The organism is Roseateles chitinivorans (assembly GCF_050632145.1).
GTDB classification, from domain to species: domain Bacteria; phylum Pseudomonadota; class Gammaproteobacteria; order Burkholderiales; family Burkholderiaceae_C; genus Roseateles; species Roseateles chitinivorans_B.
This window is the reverse complement of record NZ_CP192577.1, coordinates 6493599-6513434: the sequence shown is the minus strand read 5'-3', so window position 1 is coordinate 6513434 and position 19836 is coordinate 6493599. Positions and strand designations below refer to the sequence as shown.

The following is a 19836-nucleotide window of genomic DNA, read 5'->3' as shown; positions in this document are numbered from 1 at the left end:
CCCGGGCGGGGATGTTCACATCGCCCGGAACAGGTGCCCGTACATCCGGCTCACCGCCAGCCGCTCGGGCCGGTGGCGCAGCCGCAGGGTGAGCTTGCCGGTGTCGTCGCGGTGCACGCGCTCGATCGCGTCCACATGCACGATGTGGCCGCGGTGGACCTGCCAGAAGCGCTCGGTGTCGAGCTGCGGGAGCAGCTCGCGCAGCGAGATGCGCACCAGGTACTCCTGATCGGCGGTCAGCACGCGGACGTACTTGTCCGCGGCTTCCAGGTACACGACGTCGTCGACCGGCACCAGCACGATGGACTCGCCGACGCCGACCTGCAGATGCCGCAGCGTCGGCGCGGTGCCGCCCGCCGGGGCGGCGCCCGCCCCCGCGGCCGCGGGTGTCGCCGGGACGCCCAGCAGTCCCCGCAGCTGCTCGATGGCCGATTCGAGGGCCGCGGGCGGCTGCTGCCGCTGCGCGAGCGCGGCCTTCAGGCGCGACACCGTCTGCGCGAGCCGCTCCCGCTGCACCGGCTTGAGCACGTAGTCCACCGCCGCGCGGTCGAAGGCCTGCAGCGCGAACTGGTCATACGCGGTCACGAAGACCAGCAGCGGGAACGGCGCGCCGCCGGCCGCCGTGTCCTCCCAGTCGTCCGCGAGCTGCGCGGCCGCTTCGAGGCCGGTCATGCCGGGCATGCGGATGTCGAGGAAGCAGACGTCCGGCCGGTGCGTCAGGGCCATCGTCACGGCTTCCTCGCCGTGCGCGGCCATCGCGACGATCTCCAGTTCCGGCCAGAGCGCCTTCAGTTCCTGCCGCAGGTGCGCGGCCAGCAGTTCCTCGTCTTCGGCAATCAGGGCGGTGGGCATGGGCATTCCTCCAGGAAGATCGGATCGGTTCAGGGTGCGGTTCCGGGCGCGGTGCCGGACGTGGTGCCGGAGACGGGGCCGGACGTCGGCGGGGTCGGGGTCGTGCTGGTGGTCTGGCCCGCGGACGAGGGCAGCGGCATGCGGATCCGCGCCCGCGTGCCGCCGCCTGCCGGGCGGGACAGGTCCAGCCGGGTGAGTTCCAGCTGTGCCTGCGGTCCGCAGGCGACCGCCAGACGGTCGCGGACCTGCACCGTGCCGAAGCCGCCTTCGGGTGAGCGTGCGGCCTCGGCGTCGAAGCCGGCGCCGTCGTCCTCAACGTCGAGCCACAGCTGGCCCTCGGCCTCGACCGCACGCACCCGCAGCGTGCCGCCGCCGACGTGCGGCTCCAGGCCGTGCTTGATGGCGTTCTCCACCAGCGGCTGCAGCAGCAGCGGCGGCACCGGGATCTCGCGCAGCGCGTCGGGCAGCTCGAACTCGAAACGCAGCCGCGACCCCATGCGGACCTGCATCAGCGCCAGGTAGTCGGCGATGCGGGCGAACTCGTCCTTGAGCGGATGCCGTTCGGCGCGGGAGCCCGACAGCGTGGCGCGCAGGAAGGCGATCAGGTGGTCCAGCATCGCCTGCGCCCGGTCCGTGTCCATCCCGATCAGCACCCGCAGGTTGGCCAGCGTGTTGAACAGCATGTGCGGTTCGAGCTGCGATTCGAGCAGCCGCAGCTGCGTCTCGGCGGCCTGGCGGCGCAGGGTCTCGGCGCGGGCCTCGGCGGCGGCGATGCGATGGCGGGACAGGAAGAACAGCGTCGCGCCGAAGCCGGGGATCAGCGCGATCACCATCACGCTGAACACGCGGCGCAAGGGGCTGGAGAGCAGGCTCTTCTCCTGCAGGCCGGTCACCATGTTGCCGGCCTCCACGCCCAGGCTGTAGCCGACCAGGGTGCCCAGCAGCAGGCACACCACCATCAGCGGCCAGCCCGGCCAGTCGAAGGGTTCGGCCGGCGCGCGGCCGAGTCGCTCCAGCAGCCGCCAGCGGACCCAGCCCAGGCCGTAGCGCAGCAGGTTGATGCTGGCGGCGCAGAACAGCGAGATGAAGAAGCAGTAGATCAGCGTCGGGCGCAGGGGCTGGTTGAAGATGGCCACCAGCGCCAGGGAGACGACCACGGTCAGCGTGAGCACGATGAGCACGTGCCGGACGATCCAGCGCACGGGCGGAGAGAGGGGCAGGGGGCTCATGGGGGCGGAGTGTCGGCGATGGCGCCGGGGCGGCGGCTAGTGGTTGCTCCCGGGCGGACCGTGCGGTCCGCCGGGGGGCGTGCGAGGGGCGCCCAGGGGGCGGGGTGCGCCCTGGGTCGTGCCGGCGTCCGTGCCGGTGTCTGCCAGCTCAGGCCGCGATGGCGGCGGACGCCTGCGGGCGGTGGGACAGGATGTTGACGGCGCGGCCCAGGAAGGCGCCGCTGAACAGGCCGAAGGTGGCGCTGAACCCGATCGCGTAGGCGAGGTTGCGGGCGTAGTCGGGGTGCAGGGCCAGGCTCATGCCGGAGGCGAACTTCAGGACGAAGATGCCGGCCATCAGCGCCATCGGCACCCAGCTGCCGGGGACGATGAAGCGGCGGCTGCCGGCGTCGTAGCGCACGTTGCCGGGCCAGCGCAGCGCGCGCAGCGTCAGGACGCCGGCGACGATGCCCAGCAGCCAGGCCAGGCCCGCCAGGCCGTCCAGGCCGAAGCTCTTCTCGACGCCCCAGGCGCCGAACACCAGCCACAGCGCCGGCAGCACGATCAGGCGCTTGGCGCGCATCGCCGTGTCGCGGGTCTGCTTGAGGCCGAAGTACAGGATCATCACCAGGATCGCCCAGACGAAGCCGGGGATGTGGGACAGGATCTGGATCGGGGTGGGGGTCATGGCGGGCTCCGTGAGGCAGTGCGTTGTCGATGGGATCGACTGTCTTCGAGCCCGCCCGGGCCGGCCATGGGATTGCGATGAGGCGCCCGGATCCGGCGCGAGCGGTGGCCGGACGGCGTGAAGTGCGGCGGCCGTGGACGTACTGAAGCCTCTTGCTCCCTCTCCCGCTTGCGGGAGAGGGTGGGGTGAGGGCCAGCGGCGGTGGCAGTACCGAAGCCGTGCCTCAGTAGAAGTACGGCGAGCGCTTGGCCCACTCCGACTTCGGATACAGGCGGTGCAGGGTCTGGAACATGGCCTTGGACTGGGCGCTGTTGTCCTTGTCCACGCAGCCGCCCTTGGTCGACTGGATGCCGACGTACAGCAGCCAGGGCAGGTCGGCCGGACGGTCCGGCCGCCTGCTCTCGGCCAGCACCCACTTCGCATAGGCGCCGGTCGCGCTGCCGACCGTGCGCAGCGCGGCGCGTTCCTGCGCCAGGGCTTCGGGCGTCGGCCAGCCGGACACCGCGCCCGGTACCGGATTGCGCGTCGCCGCGTCCTTCGCGTCCGCCACGCCGCCGTTCGTGTCCAGCTGGCACCACATGCCGGCCGCCGCCTCCTGCGGATCGCCGGCCTTCAGTCCGGAGACCACGTCGACCGACCCCATGCCGGAGATCGGCGCCGCCGACAGGCCGGGGCGCGTGACCGAGGCCCGCCACAGCGCGGCCCGACGCTCGGCGTCGGTGGTGGCCCCGAGGTAGGGGCCGGTCAGCGCTTCGCCGTCCGCACGCGGCAGCAGCCCGGCCAGTGCCGTCGCGGCGCCGCGCGCGAGTTCCGTACGTCCGGTCAGTTCCGCCCGCCACCACAGGCCGAAGGCGAGTTGCGCCCGGATCGACGGTGCCACCGCGGTCGATGCCACGGCCGCTTTCCACTCGGACAGCCCGAATCGCCCGAGCAGGACCTCCACGCCGTCGTTGTCCAGCGCCCGCTGCTTAGGCGGCGGGAAGTCGTAGGGATAGGGCGTGTCGCCCCCATTGAAGCGCGACCAGGTCCCGTACTCGCGGCTCAGCCACGGCAGTGCGTCGGCCGGCGTGCGGGCGAGTTTCAATGATTCTTCGGCGATCAGGTTGCGCGCGCTGGGCGTTGGTGCGGGTGTCGCCGTCAGCGCGGTCAACTGGGCCCGGGCACGGTCGAACTCGCCGGCCTCGCGCAGCAGCCGGACCTGCTCCAGCCGGACCGTCATCCATCCCGGATGCGACGCTGGTACCCGGTCCGCGGCGGCCTGGAGCGTCCGCCACGTCGCGGCGTCCTTCGCGAGCAGGTCGCCGTGGGCGCAGCTCATGGCCGGGATCAGCCACAGCACACTGTCTGGGCGGGTCTTCCAGCGCGCCACCTGCGCCGCCACCGCCGATGCCGACGGCGGGGTGGACGACGGCTCGGTCCCGCAGTGCCTGAACGCCAGGATCCAGTCCATCACCGGCAGCGCGCCCACTTGCGGGAAGCGCGTGCGCTGCGCGCCGTCCGGGCCGCCGTCCAGCCAGTGATCCGCGATCCGGGCCCAGTCCGCGAGCGATTGCGGCGCCGGCGCCTGGTCCAGGAGGGCCAGCTCGCGGCTGAGCTGCGCGAAGCGCCGCTCCGGATCGGTCTGCGCGCGGACGAGGTTCAGCAGCTTCTCCGCCGCCTCGCGCTGGACGGGCCAGTCCGCGTGGGACGCGATCCGCGCGGCCAGCGGTTGCAGCCGATCCAGCAGCACCGTCGGCAGGCGTCGCGGACCGCCTATCCCGTCGGGCTGGCCGGGCGTGGCCAGCGACGCCTCGCGCACCAGCGTCCGCATCCGCGCGAGCGACGCCCAGGCCTGCCACGGGTGGCCGTCGTCGGCGGCGATTGCCGCGAAGCCGCTCTCGGCGGTCGCCCAGTCGCCGCTGTAGAAGGCGGATGCCGCGCGCTGGTACTGCCGCGCCTGACGCCACGCGAGCGCCTCGTTCGCCGGCAGGTCCGTCAGCGCCGGCGGCGCGACCGGCGGTGTCTTCGGCGGGGGGAAGGCCTTGGCCGCGAGGTCGGGCGCGCACTGCGCGAAGACGAGGTCCTGGCCGTCGACCCAGGCGCGCAGCCGGGCCGGTGTCGCGTCCGGGCGCTGGCGCAGCCTGGCCAGCGTCTCGACCGCGAAGGCGTAGGCGCCGTCCGGACAGTTCAGGAACTCGACGTAGGAGCGCGGGGCGGTCTCCTTCATCGTGCCCGGACGCCAGCGCGGCGGCTCGGCGACCAGTTCCTGGCGCGCGGCCAGCCAGGCGGCCACCGACGGCTGCCGTTCGGGCTCCCAGGAAGACTGGCCGGCGCCCGCGTCGCAGCAGGCCTTGTCCAGCCACTCGCCGGCGATCGGGACCAGCGGGCGGTGCGCGTCCGCGCTCGCGATCGCGCGCCAGGCCGTGTACAGCATCGGCCTCGAATACGTCGGCAGCACCACGCCCAACTGGCCTTGCACGTAGCGGTCGAGCCGGATCTCGGTGCGGCTCTCCGCGACGAAGTCGTTGGCGTCGTCGAAGCCGCTGGCGCGGGCCGGTCCGGTGGCGGCGCCGCCGGCCAGCAGCAGCGCGATCGTCGTCAGGCGGATCCTGGCGCGGGTCGTCGTGGTCATGGATTCGTCTCCCTCTTCAGCGTGATGACGTTGCAGGCGTTGTCGTATTGGCGTCGCCCCAGACGCGTCGTTCCCATTCGAGCGGCCAACGGGTCGTCTTGCCGCGCGCCAGGTTGAACCAGTAGCGCTTCGGCCAGCGCCGCTGCCAGGCCGCCGGCGGCGTGTCCTGCGGCGAGAAACCCGCGGCCTCGTGGCGGCAGCGCGGCTGCAGCGCGTCCGCGCCGTCGGCGAGTTCCCGCTGCCAGCGGGCCGTGTCGCGGCCCAGGCGGAAGAACATCGGCACGACCTCGTCGGCGACGATCGGCGCGATCCAGGCGCGGCTGCGGCATTGCCAGGCCAGCACCGTCACCGACAGCCGCGTCGACGCCGGCAGCGCCGCGCGCAGCTGGCGCACCAGCGCGTGATAGCTGTCGCGCTGCGAGGGCACGGCCTCGAAGTCGAGCTGCACCCAGCCGCTCGTCGAACGGGAGGCCGCGTCCAGCACGCGCTGGACGATGGCGCGGGTCTGGCGCTCGGTGAGCGCACGTCCCGGCGATGCGCTGGCGCCCGCGCCGTCGTACAGCTCCCCTGCCGGCACCGGCCGCCGGCCCTGGGGCAGCGGGTCCACATGCACGACCGGCGTCACCGGGCGCCCGCCCGGCGGGGGCAGGCCTTGCCGTCGCGGTTGCTCCTCGATGCCGTCGGGCGTCAGCCGCATCTGCGTGACGGTGACTGCCCAGGCCGTGGCGCCGGCCGGCGGCGCGTGGTGGTCCCAGACCCAGGCGATGTCCGACGGCCCGGGGTCAGGCCTTGCGGACGTCGTGGAGGTCGTGGACGTGGCGGCCTCAGCGGACGTGGCGGCCGGGACGGCGGTTGCAGTCGTGGCCCTGGCGGGCTCGGCCGCCCCCGCGGCGCCCGGCGCCGCCAGCTCAGCGGCGGCGCTTAGTACCGCCGCCCAGCAGGCTGCCCAGCACGCCACGGACGATCTCCCGACCCACCGACGATCCGATGCTGCGCAGCGCGGACTTGGCCGCCGTCTCCGCCAGCCCTTCGTGACGCCCGCCGCGCGGGCCGGTGCTGCCGAACAGCACGTCCTTCAGCCCGCCGAGCAGGCCGCCACCGTCGTCCTGCGCAGGCGCGGGAGCGGGCGCTCCGCCGCGACCCGTGGTCGGCGCCCGGCGCAGTGCCTGATCTGCTTCGTCGGCGATCGAGCCCGCGCCGGCGCCTCCGCGCGGCGATCCCGCCTGCGACGGCTGCGGCGCGGCGTCCGCCGTCGTCGACGCCCGGCCAGTCAGCTTTTCATAGGCCGACTCCCGGTCGATGTGCTTTTCATAGACACCGGCAACCAGCGACCCGGCGAGCAGCGCCTTGCGCTGCTCCGGCGTGATCGGTCCGATCTGGCTGCCCGGCGGGAGCACGAACACCCGTTCGGTGATGGCGGGCCGGCCCTTCTCGTCGAGCAGGCTGATTAGCGCCTCGCCGACGCCCAGTTCGGTGATCGCCATCGCGATGTCCAAGCCGGGCTTCGGACGCATCGTGTCCGCCGCGGCCTTGACGGCCTTCTGGTCCCGCGGTGTGAACGCGCGCAACGCATGTTGCACCCGGTTGCCGAGCTGTCCCAGCACCGTGTCCGGGATGTCCAGGGGGTTCTGCGTCACGAAGTAGACGCCCACGCCCTTGGAGCGGACCAGCCGCACCACGAGCTCGATCCGTTCCACCAGCGCCGCCGGCGCATCCTTGAACAGCAGGTGCGCCTCGTCGAAGAAGAACACCAGCTTGGGCTTGTCCAGGTCGCCGACCTCGGGCAGCGCCTCGAACAGCTCCGACAGCATCCACAGCAGGAAGGTCGCGTACAGCCGCGGGGCGGCCATCAGCTTGTCCGCCGCCAGGATGTTGATCACGCCCAATCCATCCGACGTCTGCATGAAGTCGTGGATGTCGAGCATCGGCTCGCCGAAGAACTTGTCGCCGCCCTGCGCCTCGATCTGCAGCAGCCCGCGCTGGATCGCGCCGACGCTGGCCGCCGAGACGTTGCCGTACTGCGTCGTGAACTCGCTGGCGTTGTCGCCGACGTGCTGCAGCATCGCGCGCAGGTCCTTCAGGTCCAGCAGCGCCAGTCCGTGGTCGTCGGCGATCTTGAAGACCATCTGCAGCACGCCGCCCTGGGTCTCGTTGAGCGCCAGCATCCGCGACAGCAGCAGCGGCCCCATGTCGGAGACCGTCGCGCGCACCGGATGGCCCTGTTCGCCGAACACGTCCCAGAGCGTCGTCGGGCAGGCGATGGGCACCGGCGGCTCGAAGCCGCGCTCCTTGAGCACCGCCAGCAGCTTGGTCGACGGCGCGCCGGCCTGCGAGATGCCGGTCAGGTCACCTTTGACGTCCGCCATGAAGACCGGGACGCCCATCTGGCTGAAGGATTCCGCCAGTTTCTGCAGGCTGATCGTCTTCCCTGTGCCGGTCGCGCCGGTGATCAGGCCGTGGCGGTTGGCCAGCGCGGGCAACAGCTGGCACTCGATGTCGCCGTGGCGGGCCAGCAGGATCGGGTCGGCCATGCGGAAGTCTCCAGAGGCAAAAAAGCTAAAATCGCAGTCTAACGAAGCAACCACCGCGCCGCCCCGGAGAATTTCTTCCGGGCCGCGTCACAGGAGAACGAGGACATGGCAGGGCATTCCAAATGGGCGAACATCCAGCACCGCAAGGGTCGCCAGGACGAGAAGCGCGGCAAGGTCTGGACCCGTCTGACGCGTGAAATCATCGTCGCGGCCCGGGCCGGCGGCGCCGACATCAACATGAATCCCCGCCTGCGCCTGGCGATCGAGAAGGCCAAGGGCGCGAACATGCCGGCCGACAACATCAAGCGCAACGTCGACAAGGCCACCGGCAACCTCGACGGCGTGACCTACGAGGAAATCCGCTACGAGGGCTACGGCATCGGCGGCGCCGCGATCATCGTGGACTGCATGACCGACAACCGCGTGCGCACCGTCGCCGAGGTCCGTCACGCGTTCAGCAAGTACGGCGGCAACCTGGGCACCGAAGGCTCGGTGGCTTTCCAGTTCAAGCACTGCGGCCAGCTGGTCTTCGCGCCGGGCACCTCCGAGGACAAGGTCATGGAAGTCGCGCTGGAAGCCGGCGCCGAGGACGTCCTGACCGACGACGACGGCGCCATCGAGGTGCTGACCTCGCCCGCCGACTACGAAGCCGTCAAGAACGCGCTCGAGGCGGCCGGCCTGAAGCCCGAAATCGCCGAAGTCACGATGCGCGCCGAGAACACCATCGATCTGGCCGGCGAAGATGCCGCCCGCATGCAGAAGCTGCTGGATGTGATCGAGGACCTGGACGACGTCCAGGACGTCTACAACAACGCGAGCCTGTCCGAATGAAGGTCCTGGTCCTTGGCAATGGTGGCCGTGAACACGCGCTGGCCTGGCGGCTGGCGCAGGGCGAGCGCGTCACCCAGGTCTTCGTGGCCCCCGGCAACGGCGGCACCGCGCGCGACCCGCTGCTGAAGAACGTGCCGATCACCGATGTGAAGGCGCTGGCCGACTTCGCCATCGAGCAGAAGATCACGCTGACGGTCGTCGGTCCGGAGGCCTTCCTGGCCGCCGGCGTCGTCGACGAGTTCCGCGCCCGCGGCCTGCGCATCTTCGGACCGACCAAGGCGGCCGCGCAGCTGGAGAGCTCCAAGGCCTTCGCCAAGGAGTTCATGAAGCGCCACGGCATCCCGACCGCCGCCTACGAGACCTTCAGCGACGCGACCCAGGCGCATGCCTACGTCGACGCGCAGGGCGCGCCCATCGTCATCAAGGCCGACGGCCTGGCGGCGGGCAAGGGCGTGGTCGTCGCGATGACGCTGGCCGAGGCGCATGAGGCGATCGACTGGATCCTGGCGGACAACAAGCTGGGCGTGGTCCACAACGAGGGCGGCGCCCGCGTCGTCATCGAGCAGTTCCTTGAAGGCGAGGAAGCCAGCTTCATCGTGCTGTGCGACGGCAAGCATGTGCTGCCGCTGGCCACCAGCCAGGACCACAAGCGCCTGCTCGACGGCGACCAGGGCCCCAACACGGGCGGCATGGGCGCGTACTCGCCCGCGCCGGTCGTGACGCCCAACGTCCACGCCAAGGCGATGCACGAGATCATCATGCCGACGATCCAGGGCATGGCCCGCGACGGCGCGCCGTTCACCGGCTTCCTGTACGCCGGGCTGATGATCGATGCGCACGGCCAGCCGCGCACCGTCGAGTTCAACACCCGCATGGGCGATCCCGAGACGCAGCCGATCATGATGCGTCTGAAGAGCGACCTGTTCGAGGTGCTGATGCACGCGACCGATGGCACGCTCGACCAGGTCGAACTGCAGTGGGACCGCCGCGCCGCGCTGGGCGTCGTGATGGCCGCCGGCGGTTATCCGCTGTCGCCGCGCAAGGGCGACGCGATCAGCGGCCTGCCCGTGGACGGCGAGGAGGCGATGGTCTTCCACGCCGGCACCACGATGCAGGACGACGGCCAGCTCGTGACCAGCGGCGGCCGCGTGCTGTGCGTGACCGCGCTGGGCGAGGCCGTGCGCCACGCGCAGCAGCTGGCCTACCAGACCGCGCAATCGATCCAGTTCGACGGCAAGCAGTACCGCCAGGACATCGGATACCGGGCGATCAAGCGCTGACCTGCGCCGACCCGACCGCTCCGAATTCCGAACTACGAACTCCGCCCCCGACCTGCCGTGGCCCCTTCCGCCCCTCGCCGCTGGACCGGCGCGCTGACGCCGATGCCCGGCGGCAGCGCGCTCGCGCGCGCCGTGCTGGGGGTCTTCGGATGGCGCATCGTCAACGAGGGCCTGCCGGCGAGGCAGGGCGTCGTGATGGTCTATCCGCACACGTCGAACTGGGACTTCCCGATCGGCGTGCTGACCAAGTGGAGCCTGGGCTTCCAGCTGAAGTTCTGGGCCAAGGACAGCCTGTTCAGGCCGGCGGTCGTCGGCCGCTGGATGCGGTCCATCGGCGGCGTGGCGGTGAACCGCCGCTCGGCCAACGGCATGGTCGCCGACACGGTGAAACAGATGCTCGCCGCCAAGGCGCACGACGAGTCCTTCTGGCTGATCGTGGCGCCCGAGGGCACGCGCGGCTACGCCGACCACTGGAAGTCCGGCGCGTACCACGTGGCCGTGCAGGCCGACGTGCCGGTCGGACTGGCGTCGTTCGACTTCGCGACGAAGCGGGTGCTGTTCACCGACTTCGTCGAGGTCAGCGGCGATCCGGCGCGGGACTTCGCGCTGTTCGCCGAGGTCCTGCAAGGCCGTCGGGGCAAGTACCCCCAGAACGCCGGCCCGATCCGGTTGAAGCCCGGTTCCTCCCAGGAATCCCACAAAGAACCCGCCAAGGACGGAGATCCCCGATGAATACGCAGTTGGTGCGCGATTACCTGCTCGGCCTGCAGCAGCGGATCGTCACGACGCTCGAGCGTCTGGACGGCCAGGAGTTCATCACCGACGCCTGGCAGCGCGAGCCCGGCGGCCGCCTCGAAGGCGACGGCCTGGTGCGCCTGATCGAGAACGGCGCCGTGTTCGAACGCGGTGGCGTCAACTTCTCGCATGTGCGGGGCCGGGTGTTGCCCCCGTCGGCGACGGCGCATCGGCCCGAGCTGGCCGGCGCGCCGTTCGAGGCGATGGGCGTGTCGCTGGTGCTGCATCCCCACAACCCGTTCGTGCCGACGGTCCACATGAACGTGCGCATGTTCGCGGCGCTGCCGCCCGACCGCGAGCCGGTCGTGTGGTTCGGCGGCGGCATGGACCTGACGCCGTACTACGGCTTCGAACGCGACGCGCAGCACTTCCACCGCACCTGCCGCGCGGCGCTGGAGCCCCACGGCGAGGCGCTCTATCCGCGCTTCAAGCAGTGGTGCGACGAGTACTTCCACCTGAAGCACCGCAACGAGCCGCGTGGCGTCGGCGGCATCTTCTTCGACGATTTCGCCGAGGGCGGCGTCGAGAACGCGTTCGGCATGGTCCAATCCGTCGGCGACGCGTTCCTGCCCGCCTACGAGCCGATCGTCGATCGTCGGCACGGTCTGGCCTACGGCGAACGCGAGCGCGACTTCCAGGAATACCGGCGCGGACGGTACGTCGAGTTCAACCTGGTCTTCGACCGCGGCACGCTGTTCGGGCTGCAGTCGGGCGGGCGCACCGAGTCCATCCTGATGTCGATGCCGCCGGTCGCGCGCTGGCGCTACGACTGGCAGCCCGAGGCAGGCTCGCCCGAGGCGAAGCTCTACAGCGACTTCCTCCGCCCCCGCGACTGGGCGGACGAGGTGCCGACGCACCTGTGGTTCTGAAGGCGCGCGCGTGAGCCGGAGGGATCAGCAGTGAGCGACGGCGCTTCCGGAAGACCGAACGATCTGGCGAAGGGGCCGGGTCGGATCCGTCAGGTCGGGTGGTTCGGCGGGTCCTTCGATCCGGTGCACCGCGCGCATCTGGCGCTGGCGCATGCGGCGCTCGAGCAGCTGGCGCTGGACGAGGTCCGCTGGATCGTCGCGGGACAGCCGTGGCAGAAGGCGGGCCGCCGGATGGCGGCGGCCGCGGACCGTGCCGAGATGGTGCGGTTGACGATCGAGGGGCCGGGCGGGGATCCGCGCTTCGTCCTCGACGATCGCGAGATGAAACGCGCCGGGCCGAGCTACACGCTCGACTCGGTGCGCGAGTATCAGCAGGCGCGTCCCGACGACGCGCTGTGGCTGATCCTCGGGCAGGACCAGTTGGCCGGCTTCCCGGGCTGGAACGGCTGGGAGGAACTGGTCGAGCGCATGGGGCTGGCAGTCGCGGCCCGCGCGCAGGACAAGGTACAGGCGCCGGCGGCGCTGCTGGAACGGCCGCATCGGCTGGTCCGGCTGACGATGCCGGCGCTGGAATGGTCATCCACCGAGGCCCGCCGACTGGCGGCCGAGGGCGCTGACGTAGGGCCCGTGGTGGGCGAAGAGGTGGCGGGTTATATTTCCCGGCACCGTCTCTACAGTGAGAACTGAATGGACATCAAGAAACTGGAACGTGCCATCGTCGATGGTCTCGAGGATGTGAAGGGCCAGGACATCCTGGTCTTCGACACCGAACGCCTGTCGCCGCTGTTCGAGCGCGTGATCATCGCCTCGGGCACGAGCAACCGGCAGACCAAGGCGCTGGCCTCCAGCGTGCGCGAGACGGTCAAGAAGCGCGGCATGCAAGTGATGCGCACCGAGGGCGAGGACAACGGCGAATGGATCATCGTCGACTGCGGCGCCGCCGTGGTCCACCTGATGCAGCCCGCCATCCGCCAGTACTACCACCTGGAAGAGATCTGGGGCGGCAAGCCCGTCAAGCTCAAGCTGGGCAACGGCGGCACGAAGCTGGTGAAGGCTTCCGAGCCGATGGACGACGAGGACGACGCGCCGAAGGCGAAGAAGTCTTCCGCCAAGAAGGCCGACAAGTCCGCGGACAAGAAGGCGGGCAAGGCCGACAAGTCCGAGAAGGCCGAGAAGGCTGACAAGGCCGGCAAGAAGGCGACCAAGGTCAAGTCCGTCGACGGCGAGGTCATCGGTGCCGCGTCGAAGAAGGCGCCGACCCGCGCCACCGGCACGAAGTCCGCCGCCGCCAAGTCGACGAAGGCTGCTCCGGTGAAGACCGCCGCGACGAAGACGTCCGCGACCAAGTCCGCCAAGCCGGCCGCCAAGAAGACGAGCATCAAGACGACCGCCGCCTCCGCCAAGCCCGCTGCCAAGACCGCCCGCAAGCCCGCCGCCTCCCAGGCGCCGGTCGAGACGGTGAAGGTCGGTCTCAAGAAGCCGGCGACGAAGAAGGTGTCTCCGAAGGTCGCCGCTGCCAAGCCGGCAACCGCCCCGAGAAAGCCGGCCGCCAAGCCGGCGGCCAAGGCGGTCTCCAAGCCGGCCGCCAAGAAGACCACGGTGAAGACCGGCACGAAGTCCAAGCCCAAGGCCTGACCCCGTGCGGCTGGTGTTGTGCGCGGTCGGCCAGAAGATGCCGGCCTGGGCCGATGAGGCCTATGAGGATTTCGCCAAGCGCTTCCCGCCCGAGATGCGGCTGGAGCTCAAGGCGGTGAAGGCGGAACCGCGCACCACCGGCAAGTCGACCGAGCAACTGATGGCGGCCGAGGCCCTGCGTCTCGACGCCGCCTGCCCCAAGGGCGCCCGGCGCGTCATCCTCGACGAGCGCGGCGAGCGCGTCACCTCGAAGCAGCTCGCGCAGCGGCTCGAGTTCTGGCGCGGCGACGGGCGCGACGTCGCCATCTTCATCGGCGGCCCGGACGGGCTCGACGACAGCATCAAGTCGAGTGCCGACGAGAAGCTGCGCCTGTCCGACCTGACCCTGCCACACGCCTTTGTCCGCGTGCTGCTGGCCGAAGGCCTCTACCGGGCCTGGTCGGTCATGGAAGGCCATCCGTACCACCGCGAATGAACTGACGATGTCCGCAGATTTCCTGTACCTCGCCTCGCAGAGCCCGCGTCGGCGACAGTTGCTGGAGCAGATCGGCGTTCGTCATGAACTGCTGCTGCCCGGCGCCGACGAGGACGCCGAGGCGCTGGAAGCCTTGATCGCCGGCGAGTCGCCTGACGACTACGTGCGCCGCGTCACCGTCGCCAAGCTCGATGCTGCGCTGCAGCGTCGCGAGCGTCGCGGCCTGCCGCCCGCGCCGGTGCTGTGTTCCGACACGACCGTGGCGCTGGGCGACCGCATCCTCGGCAAGCCCGACGACGCGGCGCATGCGGCGCAGATGCTGGCCAGCCTGTCAGGCCGCGAGCACCGCGTACTGACGGCCGTGGCCGTCGGCCTGCCGGACGGCCGCGTGCTGAACGGCCTCAGCGTGTCGCAGGTGCGCTTCGCCGCCATCGGCGACGAACGCCTGCGCGCCTATGTGGCGTCGGGCGAACCCATGGGCAAGGCCGGCGCTTACGCGATACAAAGTCAGGCGGCCGCCTGGATCGAACACATCGCCGGCAGTTATTCGGGCATCATGGGCCTGCCGTTGTTTGAAACGGCGGAGCTGTTGCGGGAGGCCGGTTTCCCCGTCTGAACACGGACGGGAAAGCGGAGCGGCAGCGGACCCTGGACCGACAAAGCTTTCCGGAAGGCGACTCGAGCGTTGCCGCCAGCCCCGAGGCTGACGAGAACGCTGGAGTACAAGAACATGGAAGACATCCTGATCAACTGGACCCCGCAGGAAACGCGGGTGGCCGTGGTCGAGAACGGGTCCGTGCAGGAACTGCACATCGAACGGACGCTGGAACGGGGCCTCGTCGGCAACGTCTACCTCGGCAAGGTCGCGCGGGTGCTGCCGGGCATGCAGTCCGCGTTCATCGACATCGGGTTGGAGCGGGCAGCCTTCCTGCATGTCGCCGACCTGCACCTGAACGGCGTGAATCCCCGCGGCCATCACGGCCCGCATGGCGAAGCCGCGCAGGCCGTGCCGATCGAGCGCCAGGTCTACGAGGGCCAGGCCTTGACCGTGCAGGTCATCAAGGACCCGATCGGGACCAAGGGCGCGAGACTCTCGACCCAGATCTCGATCGCCGGCCGGCTGCTGGTGCACCTGCCGCAGGACAACCACATCGGCATCTCGCAGAAGATCGGGTCGCCCGAGGCGCGCGACGCGCTGCGCACGCGCATGCAGACGCTGGTGTCGGCCGGCGTCCAGGACGGCAACACGGGCGGCTTCATCCTGCGGACCAACGCCGAGGAAGCGAGCGACGAGGAACTCGGCGCCGACATCCACTACCTGCGCAAGACCTGGAACTCGATCCGCGACAAGTCGCTGACCCTGCCGCCCGGCAGCCTGCTGTTCCAGGACCTGAGCCTGGTCGAGCGCGTGCTGCGCGACCTGGCCAGCGACCGGACCAATTCGATCCGGATCGACGCGAAGCTCCAGTACGACGTGGTCCGCGCGTTCGGCGAGACCTACATGCCGACGGCGACCGCCAAGCTGGAGCTGTACCGGGGCGAGCGTCCGATCTTCGACCTGAACAACATCGACGCCGAGATCGCCCGCGCGCTGGCGCGTCGCGTGGACCTGAAGTCGGGCGGTTACCTGATCATCGACCAGACCGAGGCGATGACGACGATCGACGTCAACACCGGCGGATTCGTCGGCGCGCGCAACTTCGACGACACGATCTTCAAGACCAACCTCGAGGCGGCCGGCGCCATCGCGCGCCAGCTGCGGCTGCGCAACCTGGGCGGCATCATCATCGTCGACTTCATCGACATGACCCGCGAGGAGCACAAGACCGCCGTCCTGCAGGAGTTCCGCAAGCAGTTGAGCCGCGATCGCACCAAGGTGACGATCGGCGGCTTCACGCAGCTGGGGCTGGTCGAGCTGACGCGCAAGCGCACCCGCGAATCGCTGGCCCGCATGCTCTGCGAGCCGTGCCCGACCTGCGAGGCCCGCGGCCAGGTCAAGACCGCGCGCAGCATCTGCTACGAGATCCTGCGAGAGATCCTGCGCGAGTCGCGGCAGTTCAATCCGAAGGAGTTCCGCGTGGTGGCGGCGGCGAACGTCGTCGAGATGCTGCTCGACGAGGAGAACCAGCACCTGGCCGGCCTGTCGGATTTCATCGGCAAGCCGATCTCGCTGACCGCCGAGCCGACCAACCAGACCGAACACTACGACATCGTCTTGATGTGAGCGATGTTGGCGCTGCCCAGCAGGGCGGCGCAGGTCGACGCCAGCGGCCAGGGCACCGTCGTCAGGCCCTCCTCGAAGCCGTGGAGCGCGAGGGCCGTCGCCTGGCGCGCCGGCATCGCGGGTGCGTGGTCGTGGATCAGGCCCGCGGTGGCGCTGGCCGCGGCGACCGCGGCATCCCGGACCCCCATCGGCGAGTGCTCCAGATACGCCAGCACCGGCAGGGTGAGGCGCTCATGCACTTCGATGAACGCCAGGCGCGACAGCGCCGCGGTCATGCAATGGGGATCGACGTCGTCCGGGTGCAGGGCATGACCCAACTGATGCAGGGTCGCCAGCAGCACCTCGCGCAGCCGGGCGCCGTGGATCTCCGCCTCCGCCGACGGGACGCGCATGCCCGGCGCGAGCGCGCCGGTGTCGACGCGGAAGCTGCGGAACATCAGCAGGCCGGCCAGCCGGGCAGCGCCCAGGATCTGGGTCTGCGCATGGGCCAGGCCACCGCCGGTGACCAGCTGGGCGCGGACCAGGCGGTGGAAATGCGCCGTCGCCGCCACGAGGTGCTTGAAGGAGGTGCCGGTCATGGAGGTGCGAGTCATCGCGATGTGTCCGGGGGATCCGGTGTGCGAGCGAAAACCGTCATTCTGGAAAACGGGAGGCCCTCGCGCCATGGCCGGGACTCATCAAGGATTCGCGCGGTACCGGCTGGTCCAGGTCGGTCACTGACTTGTTGAAGGAGAGGGTGGCGCGCCGCTTGCCGTTGGCCTTGCCCTTTGTAACCTCGCCGAGTCGCGACCCCTGTCCAGGCCTCGGGCACAATCAGGCCTCCATTCGTTCCGCAAGCCGATGAGCACCAAGACGATTGCCACCCCCTCCGCTCTTCTTCCTCCCGGCATCAGCGCGTTGACGCGCCGTGGACTGCTCGGCGGCCTGGCCGCAGGGCTGGCGATGCCGTCGCTCGCGCAGTTCCGGGTCGAGATCGCCGGTGTCGGCGCCACCCGGCTGCCGATCGCGATCAGCGATTTCAACAACGAATCGGCCACCGGCCAGCCCCTGGCCGCGATCATCCGCGCCGACCTCGAGCGCAGCGGCCAGTTCAGCATCGTGCCCGGCCAGACCGGCATGAGCGAGACCTCCCAACCCCAGTTCGTCGACTGGCGCGCGCGCGCCGCCGATGCGCTGGCGGCCGGTTCCGCGACCCGGCTGGCCGACGGACGCTTCGACGTCCGCTACCGGCTCTGGGATGTCGTCAAGGGCGCCGACGTGGGCAGCGAGAGCATCCCCGTCGTCGCCGGCGACCTGCGCCTGGCGGCGCACAAGATCGCCGACACGATCTACCAGAAGCTCACCGGCGAGCGCGGCGTCTTCGCCACGCGGCTGGTCTACGTGAACAAGGCCGGTCCGCGCTACTCGCTGCGCGTCGCCGACGCGGACGGCGAGGGCGAGCAGACCGTGCTCAACAGCCCCGAGGCGATCATCTCGCCGGCCTGGTCGCCGGACGGCAACGAGGTCGCCTACGTCAGCTTCGAGTCGCGCAAGGCGGTGGTCTGGATCCAGGACCTGCGCACCGGCAAGCGCCGCAAGGTGGCGGACTTCCGCGGCACCAACAGCGCGCCGTCGTACTCGCCGAACGGCCAGCAGCTGGTCGTCACGCTGTCGCGCGAGGGCGGCTCGCAGCTCTACCTGATCAACAAGGACGGCTCCGGCGCCAAGCGCCTGACGCAGACCTCGGCGATCGACACCGAGGCGACCTTCTCGCCCGATGGCGCGCAGATCTACTTCGTCAGCGACCGCGGCGGCGCGCCGCAGATCTACCGCATGCCCGCTGGCGGCGGGAACGCGGAGCGGGTCACCTTCAGCGGCAGCTACAACATCAGCCCGTCCATCAGCCCCGATGGCCGCACGATGGCCTACGTGACCCGCGTGGGCGGCGGCACCTTCAAGCTGTGCGTGATGGACCTCGGCAGCGGCCAGGTCCAGCAGATCACCGACACCAGCGAGGACGAGAGTCCCAGCTTCGCGCCCAACGGCAAGCTGATCGTCTACGCCACGCGCGCCGGCGGCCGCGACGTGCTGATGACGACGACGCTCGACGGCAAGGTCAAGGCCAAGCTCGCCACGCCCGGCGTCTCGGACATCCGGGAGCCGGCGTGGGGCCCGTTCGGCAACTGAGCGTCGACGATGCCGGCGTGGCCCCCGTTCGAGGAATTGAAGGATTTCGCAACGCCGGGCACATGGATTGCCTACGTTGGCGTCGCGCTTCGCCCGTCCCGTGCGAAGCGTGATCGCGACGACTCGACCAACCGCCCGTGCAGGCCTGCATGCCCCACGGATGTGTTAGCCGATGATTCACAATTGTTGTTCCCCGCGGCTTCACCGGCGGCGCTGTCCACCGCCATGTCCTGACCGTAACTCCCCGCCCGCTTTGACCCATAGGAGCGTATGCCCATGAAATTCGAAAAACTGATGCTTGGCCTGGTGGCCGCGGCCGCCCTGTCCGCCTGCAGCTCGACCAAGCTGGATGAACCTGCCAAGGTCGAGACCAAGGAGCCGGTCCCGACGCAACAGGCCCCGGTGGCCGATCCGAACGCCAACGCACAGCGCAAGGTCGAGACCGTCGACCTCGGCGCCCAGCTGGACGCCGCCGTGTCCAACCAGCGCGTCGTGTTCTTCGACTTCGACAGCTTCGTCGTCAAGGACGAGTACCGCAGCCTGATCGAGAACCACGCCAAGCGCCTGAACAACAAGAAGACGCTGCAGCTGAGCCTGGAAGGCCACGCCGACGAACGCGGCGGCCGCGAGTACAACCTGGCCCTGGGCCAGAAGCGTGCCGAAGCCGTCGCCAAGTCGCTGACGCTGCTGGGCGTGACGTCGACCCAGGTCGAGGCGGTGAGCTTCGGCAAGGAGCGTCCGACCGACACGGGCCACAACGAAGAGGCCTGGGCCAAGAACCGTCGCGTCGAACTGCGCGACAAGTAATCCGGTGACATGAGCATGCTGCGTAGCGATCGTTTCCTCCCGTTCGCGTCGACCCCGACGGCCAAGGCCGTGCTGGTCGGCGTGCTGATGGCGCTGAGCGCCGCCGGCCCCGCGCGGGCGGCGCTGTTCGAGGACGACGAGGCCCGCAAGGCCATCCTCGACCTGCGGACCAAGATGGCGCAGAACGACGATGCGCAGCGTGCCCGTGTCACGGAACTGCAGAGCCAGCTCGAGACCGCGCGACGCGGTCTGCTGGATCTGTCCGGGCAGATCGAGGCGCTGAAATCGGACCTGGCCAAGATGCGCGGCCAGAACGAACAGCTGGCGCGCGATCTGTCCGAGACCCAGCGCAAGGTGACCGACCAGTCGGCCACGCTCGACAACCGGCTGCGCCCGCTGGAGCCGCAGAAGGTGTCGCTGGACGGCAAGGAATTCCAGGCCGATCCGGAAGAGAAGCGCCAGTTCGATGCCGCGATGGGCCTGATCCGGCGCGGCGATTTCAATGAGGCGACCTCCGCCTTCACGTCCTTCCTGACGCGTTTTCCGGCGAGCGGTTTCTCCGACTCGGTGCGCTTCTGGCTGGGCAACGCGCAGTACGGCAAGCGCGACTACAAGGGCGCGATCGCGACCTTCAAGGCCTTCGTCGCCGCGAACCCGGACCACCCGCGCGCGGCCGAGAGCCTGCTGGCGATCGCCAACTGCCAGATCGAGCTCAAGGACACCAAGAGCGCCCGCAAGACGCTGGAAGACCTGCAGAAGGCCTATCCCGGCAGCGAGGCCGCCAAGGCGGCCAAGGAACGCGCGGCGGGACTGCGCTGATCCCTGCTTGATCTCGACCTGCTGAGGACGCGCTGCGGCGCGCAA

The 19836-nt window shown here is 70.2% G+C and carries 19 protein-coding genes; 12 read left to right on the top strand and 7 right to left on the bottom strand.

Annotated features, from left to right (window positions below; genetic code table 11):
• Positions 1-15: 15 nt before the first annotated feature.
• The 6 genes from ACQ86G_RS29975 to ACQ86G_RS29950 all read right to left on the bottom strand — a co-directional run bounded on the left by ACQ86G_RS29975 (position 16) and on the right by ACQ86G_RS29950 (position 7890).
• Positions 16-858 carry a LytR/AlgR family response regulator transcription factor gene (locus ACQ86G_RS29975; RefSeq protein ID WP_431258659.1) on the bottom strand — a complete coding sequence of 281 codons (843 nt, stop codon included), beginning with the start codon at positions 856-858 and terminating at the stop codon, positions 16-18.
• Between the two features lie 23 nt (positions 859-881).
• Positions 882-2081 (bottom strand): sensor histidine kinase, encoded by a 1200-nt coding sequence (locus ACQ86G_RS29970; protein WP_431258658.1) that lies wholly within the window; start codon positions 2079-2081, stop codon positions 882-884.
• A 148-nt stretch (positions 2082-2229) separates the two neighbouring features.
• Positions 2230-2748, bottom strand: coding sequence for a DUF6622 family protein (locus tag ACQ86G_RS29965; protein WP_431258657.1), 519 nt, complete (start codon positions 2746-2748; stop codon positions 2230-2232).
• A gap of 223 nt (positions 2749-2971) precedes the next feature.
• Positions 2972-5359: a hypothetical protein gene (locus ACQ86G_RS29960; RefSeq protein ID WP_431258656.1), complete on the bottom strand. Its 2388-nt coding sequence runs from the start codon at positions 5357-5359 to the stop codon at positions 2972-2974.
• A 16-nt stretch (positions 5360-5375) separates the two neighbouring features.
• Positions 5376-6317 carry a hypothetical protein gene (locus ACQ86G_RS29955; RefSeq protein ID WP_431258655.1) on the bottom strand — a complete coding sequence of 314 codons (942 nt, stop codon included), beginning with the start codon at positions 6315-6317 and terminating at the stop codon, positions 5376-5378.
• Positions 6268-7890: a helicase HerA-like domain-containing protein gene (locus tag ACQ86G_RS29950; protein WP_431258654.1), complete on the bottom strand. Its 1623-nt coding sequence runs from the start codon at positions 7888-7890 to the stop codon at positions 6268-6270. The genes ACQ86G_RS29955 and ACQ86G_RS29950 overlap by 50 nt, the downstream gene beginning before the upstream one ends.
• Before the next feature lie 105 nt (positions 7891-7995).
• On the opposite strand from ACQ86G_RS29950, the gene ACQ86G_RS29945 reads away from it, so the two are divergent.
• From ACQ86G_RS29945 to rng, 9 genes are all read left to right on the top strand, one after another.
• Positions 7996-8721, top strand: a complete 726-nt coding sequence (locus ACQ86G_RS29945; protein WP_431258653.1) for a YebC/PmpR family DNA-binding transcriptional regulator — start codon at positions 7996-7998, stop codon at positions 8719-8721.
• A complete protein-coding gene (gene purD / locus ACQ86G_RS29940) occupies positions 8718-10001 on the top strand; it encodes a phosphoribosylamine--glycine ligase (RefSeq protein WP_431258652.1) in 1284 nt (427 codons plus the stop codon). Before ACQ86G_RS29945 ends, purD begins: the two co-directional genes overlap by 4 nt.
• A gap of 57 nt (positions 10002-10058) precedes the next feature.
• Positions 10059-10733, top strand: coding sequence for a 1-acyl-sn-glycerol-3-phosphate acyltransferase (locus ACQ86G_RS29935; RefSeq protein WP_431258651.1), 675 nt, complete (start codon positions 10059-10061; stop codon positions 10731-10733).
• The gene (gene hemF, locus ACQ86G_RS29930) at positions 10730-11665 is read left to right on the top strand and encodes an oxygen-dependent coproporphyrinogen oxidase (protein WP_431258650.1); all 936 of its coding nucleotides are present in this window, start codon (positions 10730-10732) and stop codon (positions 11663-11665) included. Before ACQ86G_RS29935 ends, hemF begins: the two co-directional genes overlap by 4 nt.
• A gap of 30 nt (positions 11666-11695) precedes the next feature.
• Positions 11696-12352 carry a nicotinate (nicotinamide) nucleotide adenylyltransferase gene (gene nadD, locus ACQ86G_RS29925; protein ID WP_431258649.1) on the top strand — a complete coding sequence of 219 codons (657 nt, stop codon included), beginning with the start codon at positions 11696-11698 and terminating at the stop codon, positions 12350-12352.
• Positions 12353-13300, top strand: coding sequence for a ribosome silencing factor (gene rsfS, locus ACQ86G_RS29920; protein ID WP_431258648.1), 948 nt, complete (start codon positions 12353-12355; stop codon positions 13298-13300).
• A gap of 4 nt (positions 13301-13304) precedes the next feature.
• Positions 13305-13775, top strand: a complete 471-nt coding sequence (rlmH, locus tag ACQ86G_RS29915; RefSeq protein WP_431258647.1) for a 23S rRNA (pseudouridine(1915)-N(3))-methyltransferase RlmH — start codon at positions 13305-13307, stop codon at positions 13773-13775.
• Between the two features lie 7 nt (positions 13776-13782).
• Positions 13783-14391 (top strand): Maf family protein, encoded by a 609-nt coding sequence (locus ACQ86G_RS29910; RefSeq protein WP_431258646.1) that lies wholly within the window; start codon positions 13783-13785, stop codon positions 14389-14391.
• 114 nt (positions 14392-14505) lie between these two features.
• A complete protein-coding gene (rng, locus tag ACQ86G_RS29905; protein WP_431258645.1) occupies positions 14506-15999 on the top strand; it encodes a ribonuclease G in 1494 nt (497 codons plus the stop codon).
• Here rng and ACQ86G_RS29900 read toward each other — a convergent pair.
• Positions 15978-16592: a hypothetical protein gene (locus ACQ86G_RS29900; RefSeq protein ID WP_431258644.1), complete on the bottom strand. Its 615-nt coding sequence runs from the start codon at positions 16590-16592 to the stop codon at positions 15978-15980. The genes rng and ACQ86G_RS29900 overlap by 22 nt on opposite strands.
• A gap of 247 nt (positions 16593-16839) precedes the next feature.
• On the opposite strand from ACQ86G_RS29900, the gene tolB reads away from it, so the two are divergent.
• The 3 genes from tolB (at position 16840) to ybgF (ending at position 19791) form a co-directional block, all read left to right on the top strand.
• Positions 16840-18165 (top strand): Tol-Pal system beta propeller repeat protein TolB, encoded by a 1326-nt coding sequence (gene tolB, locus ACQ86G_RS29895; protein WP_431258643.1) that lies wholly within the window; start codon positions 16840-16842, stop codon positions 18163-18165.
• 276 nt (positions 18166-18441) lie between these two features.
• Positions 18442-18972, top strand: a complete 531-nt coding sequence (pal, locus tag ACQ86G_RS29890; protein WP_431258642.1) for a peptidoglycan-associated lipoprotein Pal — start codon at positions 18442-18444, stop codon at positions 18970-18972.
• A gap of 9 nt (positions 18973-18981) precedes the next feature.
• Entirely contained in the window at positions 18982-19791 is an 810-nt protein-coding gene (gene ybgF, locus ACQ86G_RS29885; RefSeq protein ID WP_431258641.1) for a tol-pal system protein YbgF, read from the top strand.
• The last annotated feature ends 45 nt before the right edge of the window (positions 19792-19836 follow it).

Coding starts and splice junctions, on each gene's coding strand:
- rsfS (WP_431258648.1), top strand. CDS start 12,353: ATGGACATCAAGAAACTGGAACGTGCCATCGTCGATGGTCTCGAGGAT.
- pal (WP_431258642.1), top strand. CDS start 18,442: ATGAAATTCGAAAAACTGATGCTTGGCCTGGTGGCCGCGGCCGCCCTG.
- ACQ86G_RS29975 (WP_431258659.1), bottom strand. CDS start 858: ATGCCCATGCCCACCGCCCTGATTGCCGAAGACGAGGAACTGCTGGCC.
- ybgF (WP_431258641.1), top strand. CDS start 18,982: ATGAGCATGCTGCGTAGCGATCGTTTCCTCCCGTTCGCGTCGACCCCG.
- ACQ86G_RS29900 (WP_431258644.1), bottom strand. CDS start 16,592: ATGACTCGCACCTCCATGACCGGCACCTCCTTCAAGCACCTCGTGGCG.
- rng (WP_431258645.1), top strand. CDS start 14,506: ATGGAAGACATCCTGATCAACTGGACCCCGCAGGAAACGCGGGTGGCC.
- purD (WP_431258652.1), top strand. CDS start 8,718: ATGAAGGTCCTGGTCCTTGGCAATGGTGGCCGTGAACACGCGCTGGCC.
- ACQ86G_RS29950 (WP_431258654.1), bottom strand. CDS start 7,890: ATGGCCGACCCGATCCTGCTGGCCCGCCACGGCGACATCGAGTGCCAG.
- ACQ86G_RS29970 (WP_431258658.1), bottom strand. CDS start 2,081: ATGAGCCCCCTGCCCCTCTCTCCGCCCGTGCGCTGGATCGTCCGGCAC.
- ACQ86G_RS29965 (WP_431258657.1), bottom strand. CDS start 2,748: ATGACCCCCACCCCGATCCAGATCCTGTCCCACATCCCCGGCTTCGTC.
- ACQ86G_RS29960 (WP_431258656.1), bottom strand. CDS start 5,359: ATGACCACGACGACCCGCGCCAGGATCCGCCTGACGACGATCGCGCTG.
- tolB (WP_431258643.1), top strand. CDS start 16,840: ATGAGCACCAAGACGATTGCCACCCCCTCCGCTCTTCTTCCTCCCGGC.
- ACQ86G_RS29910 (WP_431258646.1), top strand. CDS start 13,783: ATGTCCGCAGATTTCCTGTACCTCGCCTCGCAGAGCCCGCGTCGGCGA.
- ACQ86G_RS29945 (WP_431258653.1), top strand. CDS start 7,996: ATGGCAGGGCATTCCAAATGGGCGAACATCCAGCACCGCAAGGGTCGC.
- hemF (WP_431258650.1), top strand. CDS start 10,730: ATGAATACGCAGTTGGTGCGCGATTACCTGCTCGGCCTGCAGCAGCGG.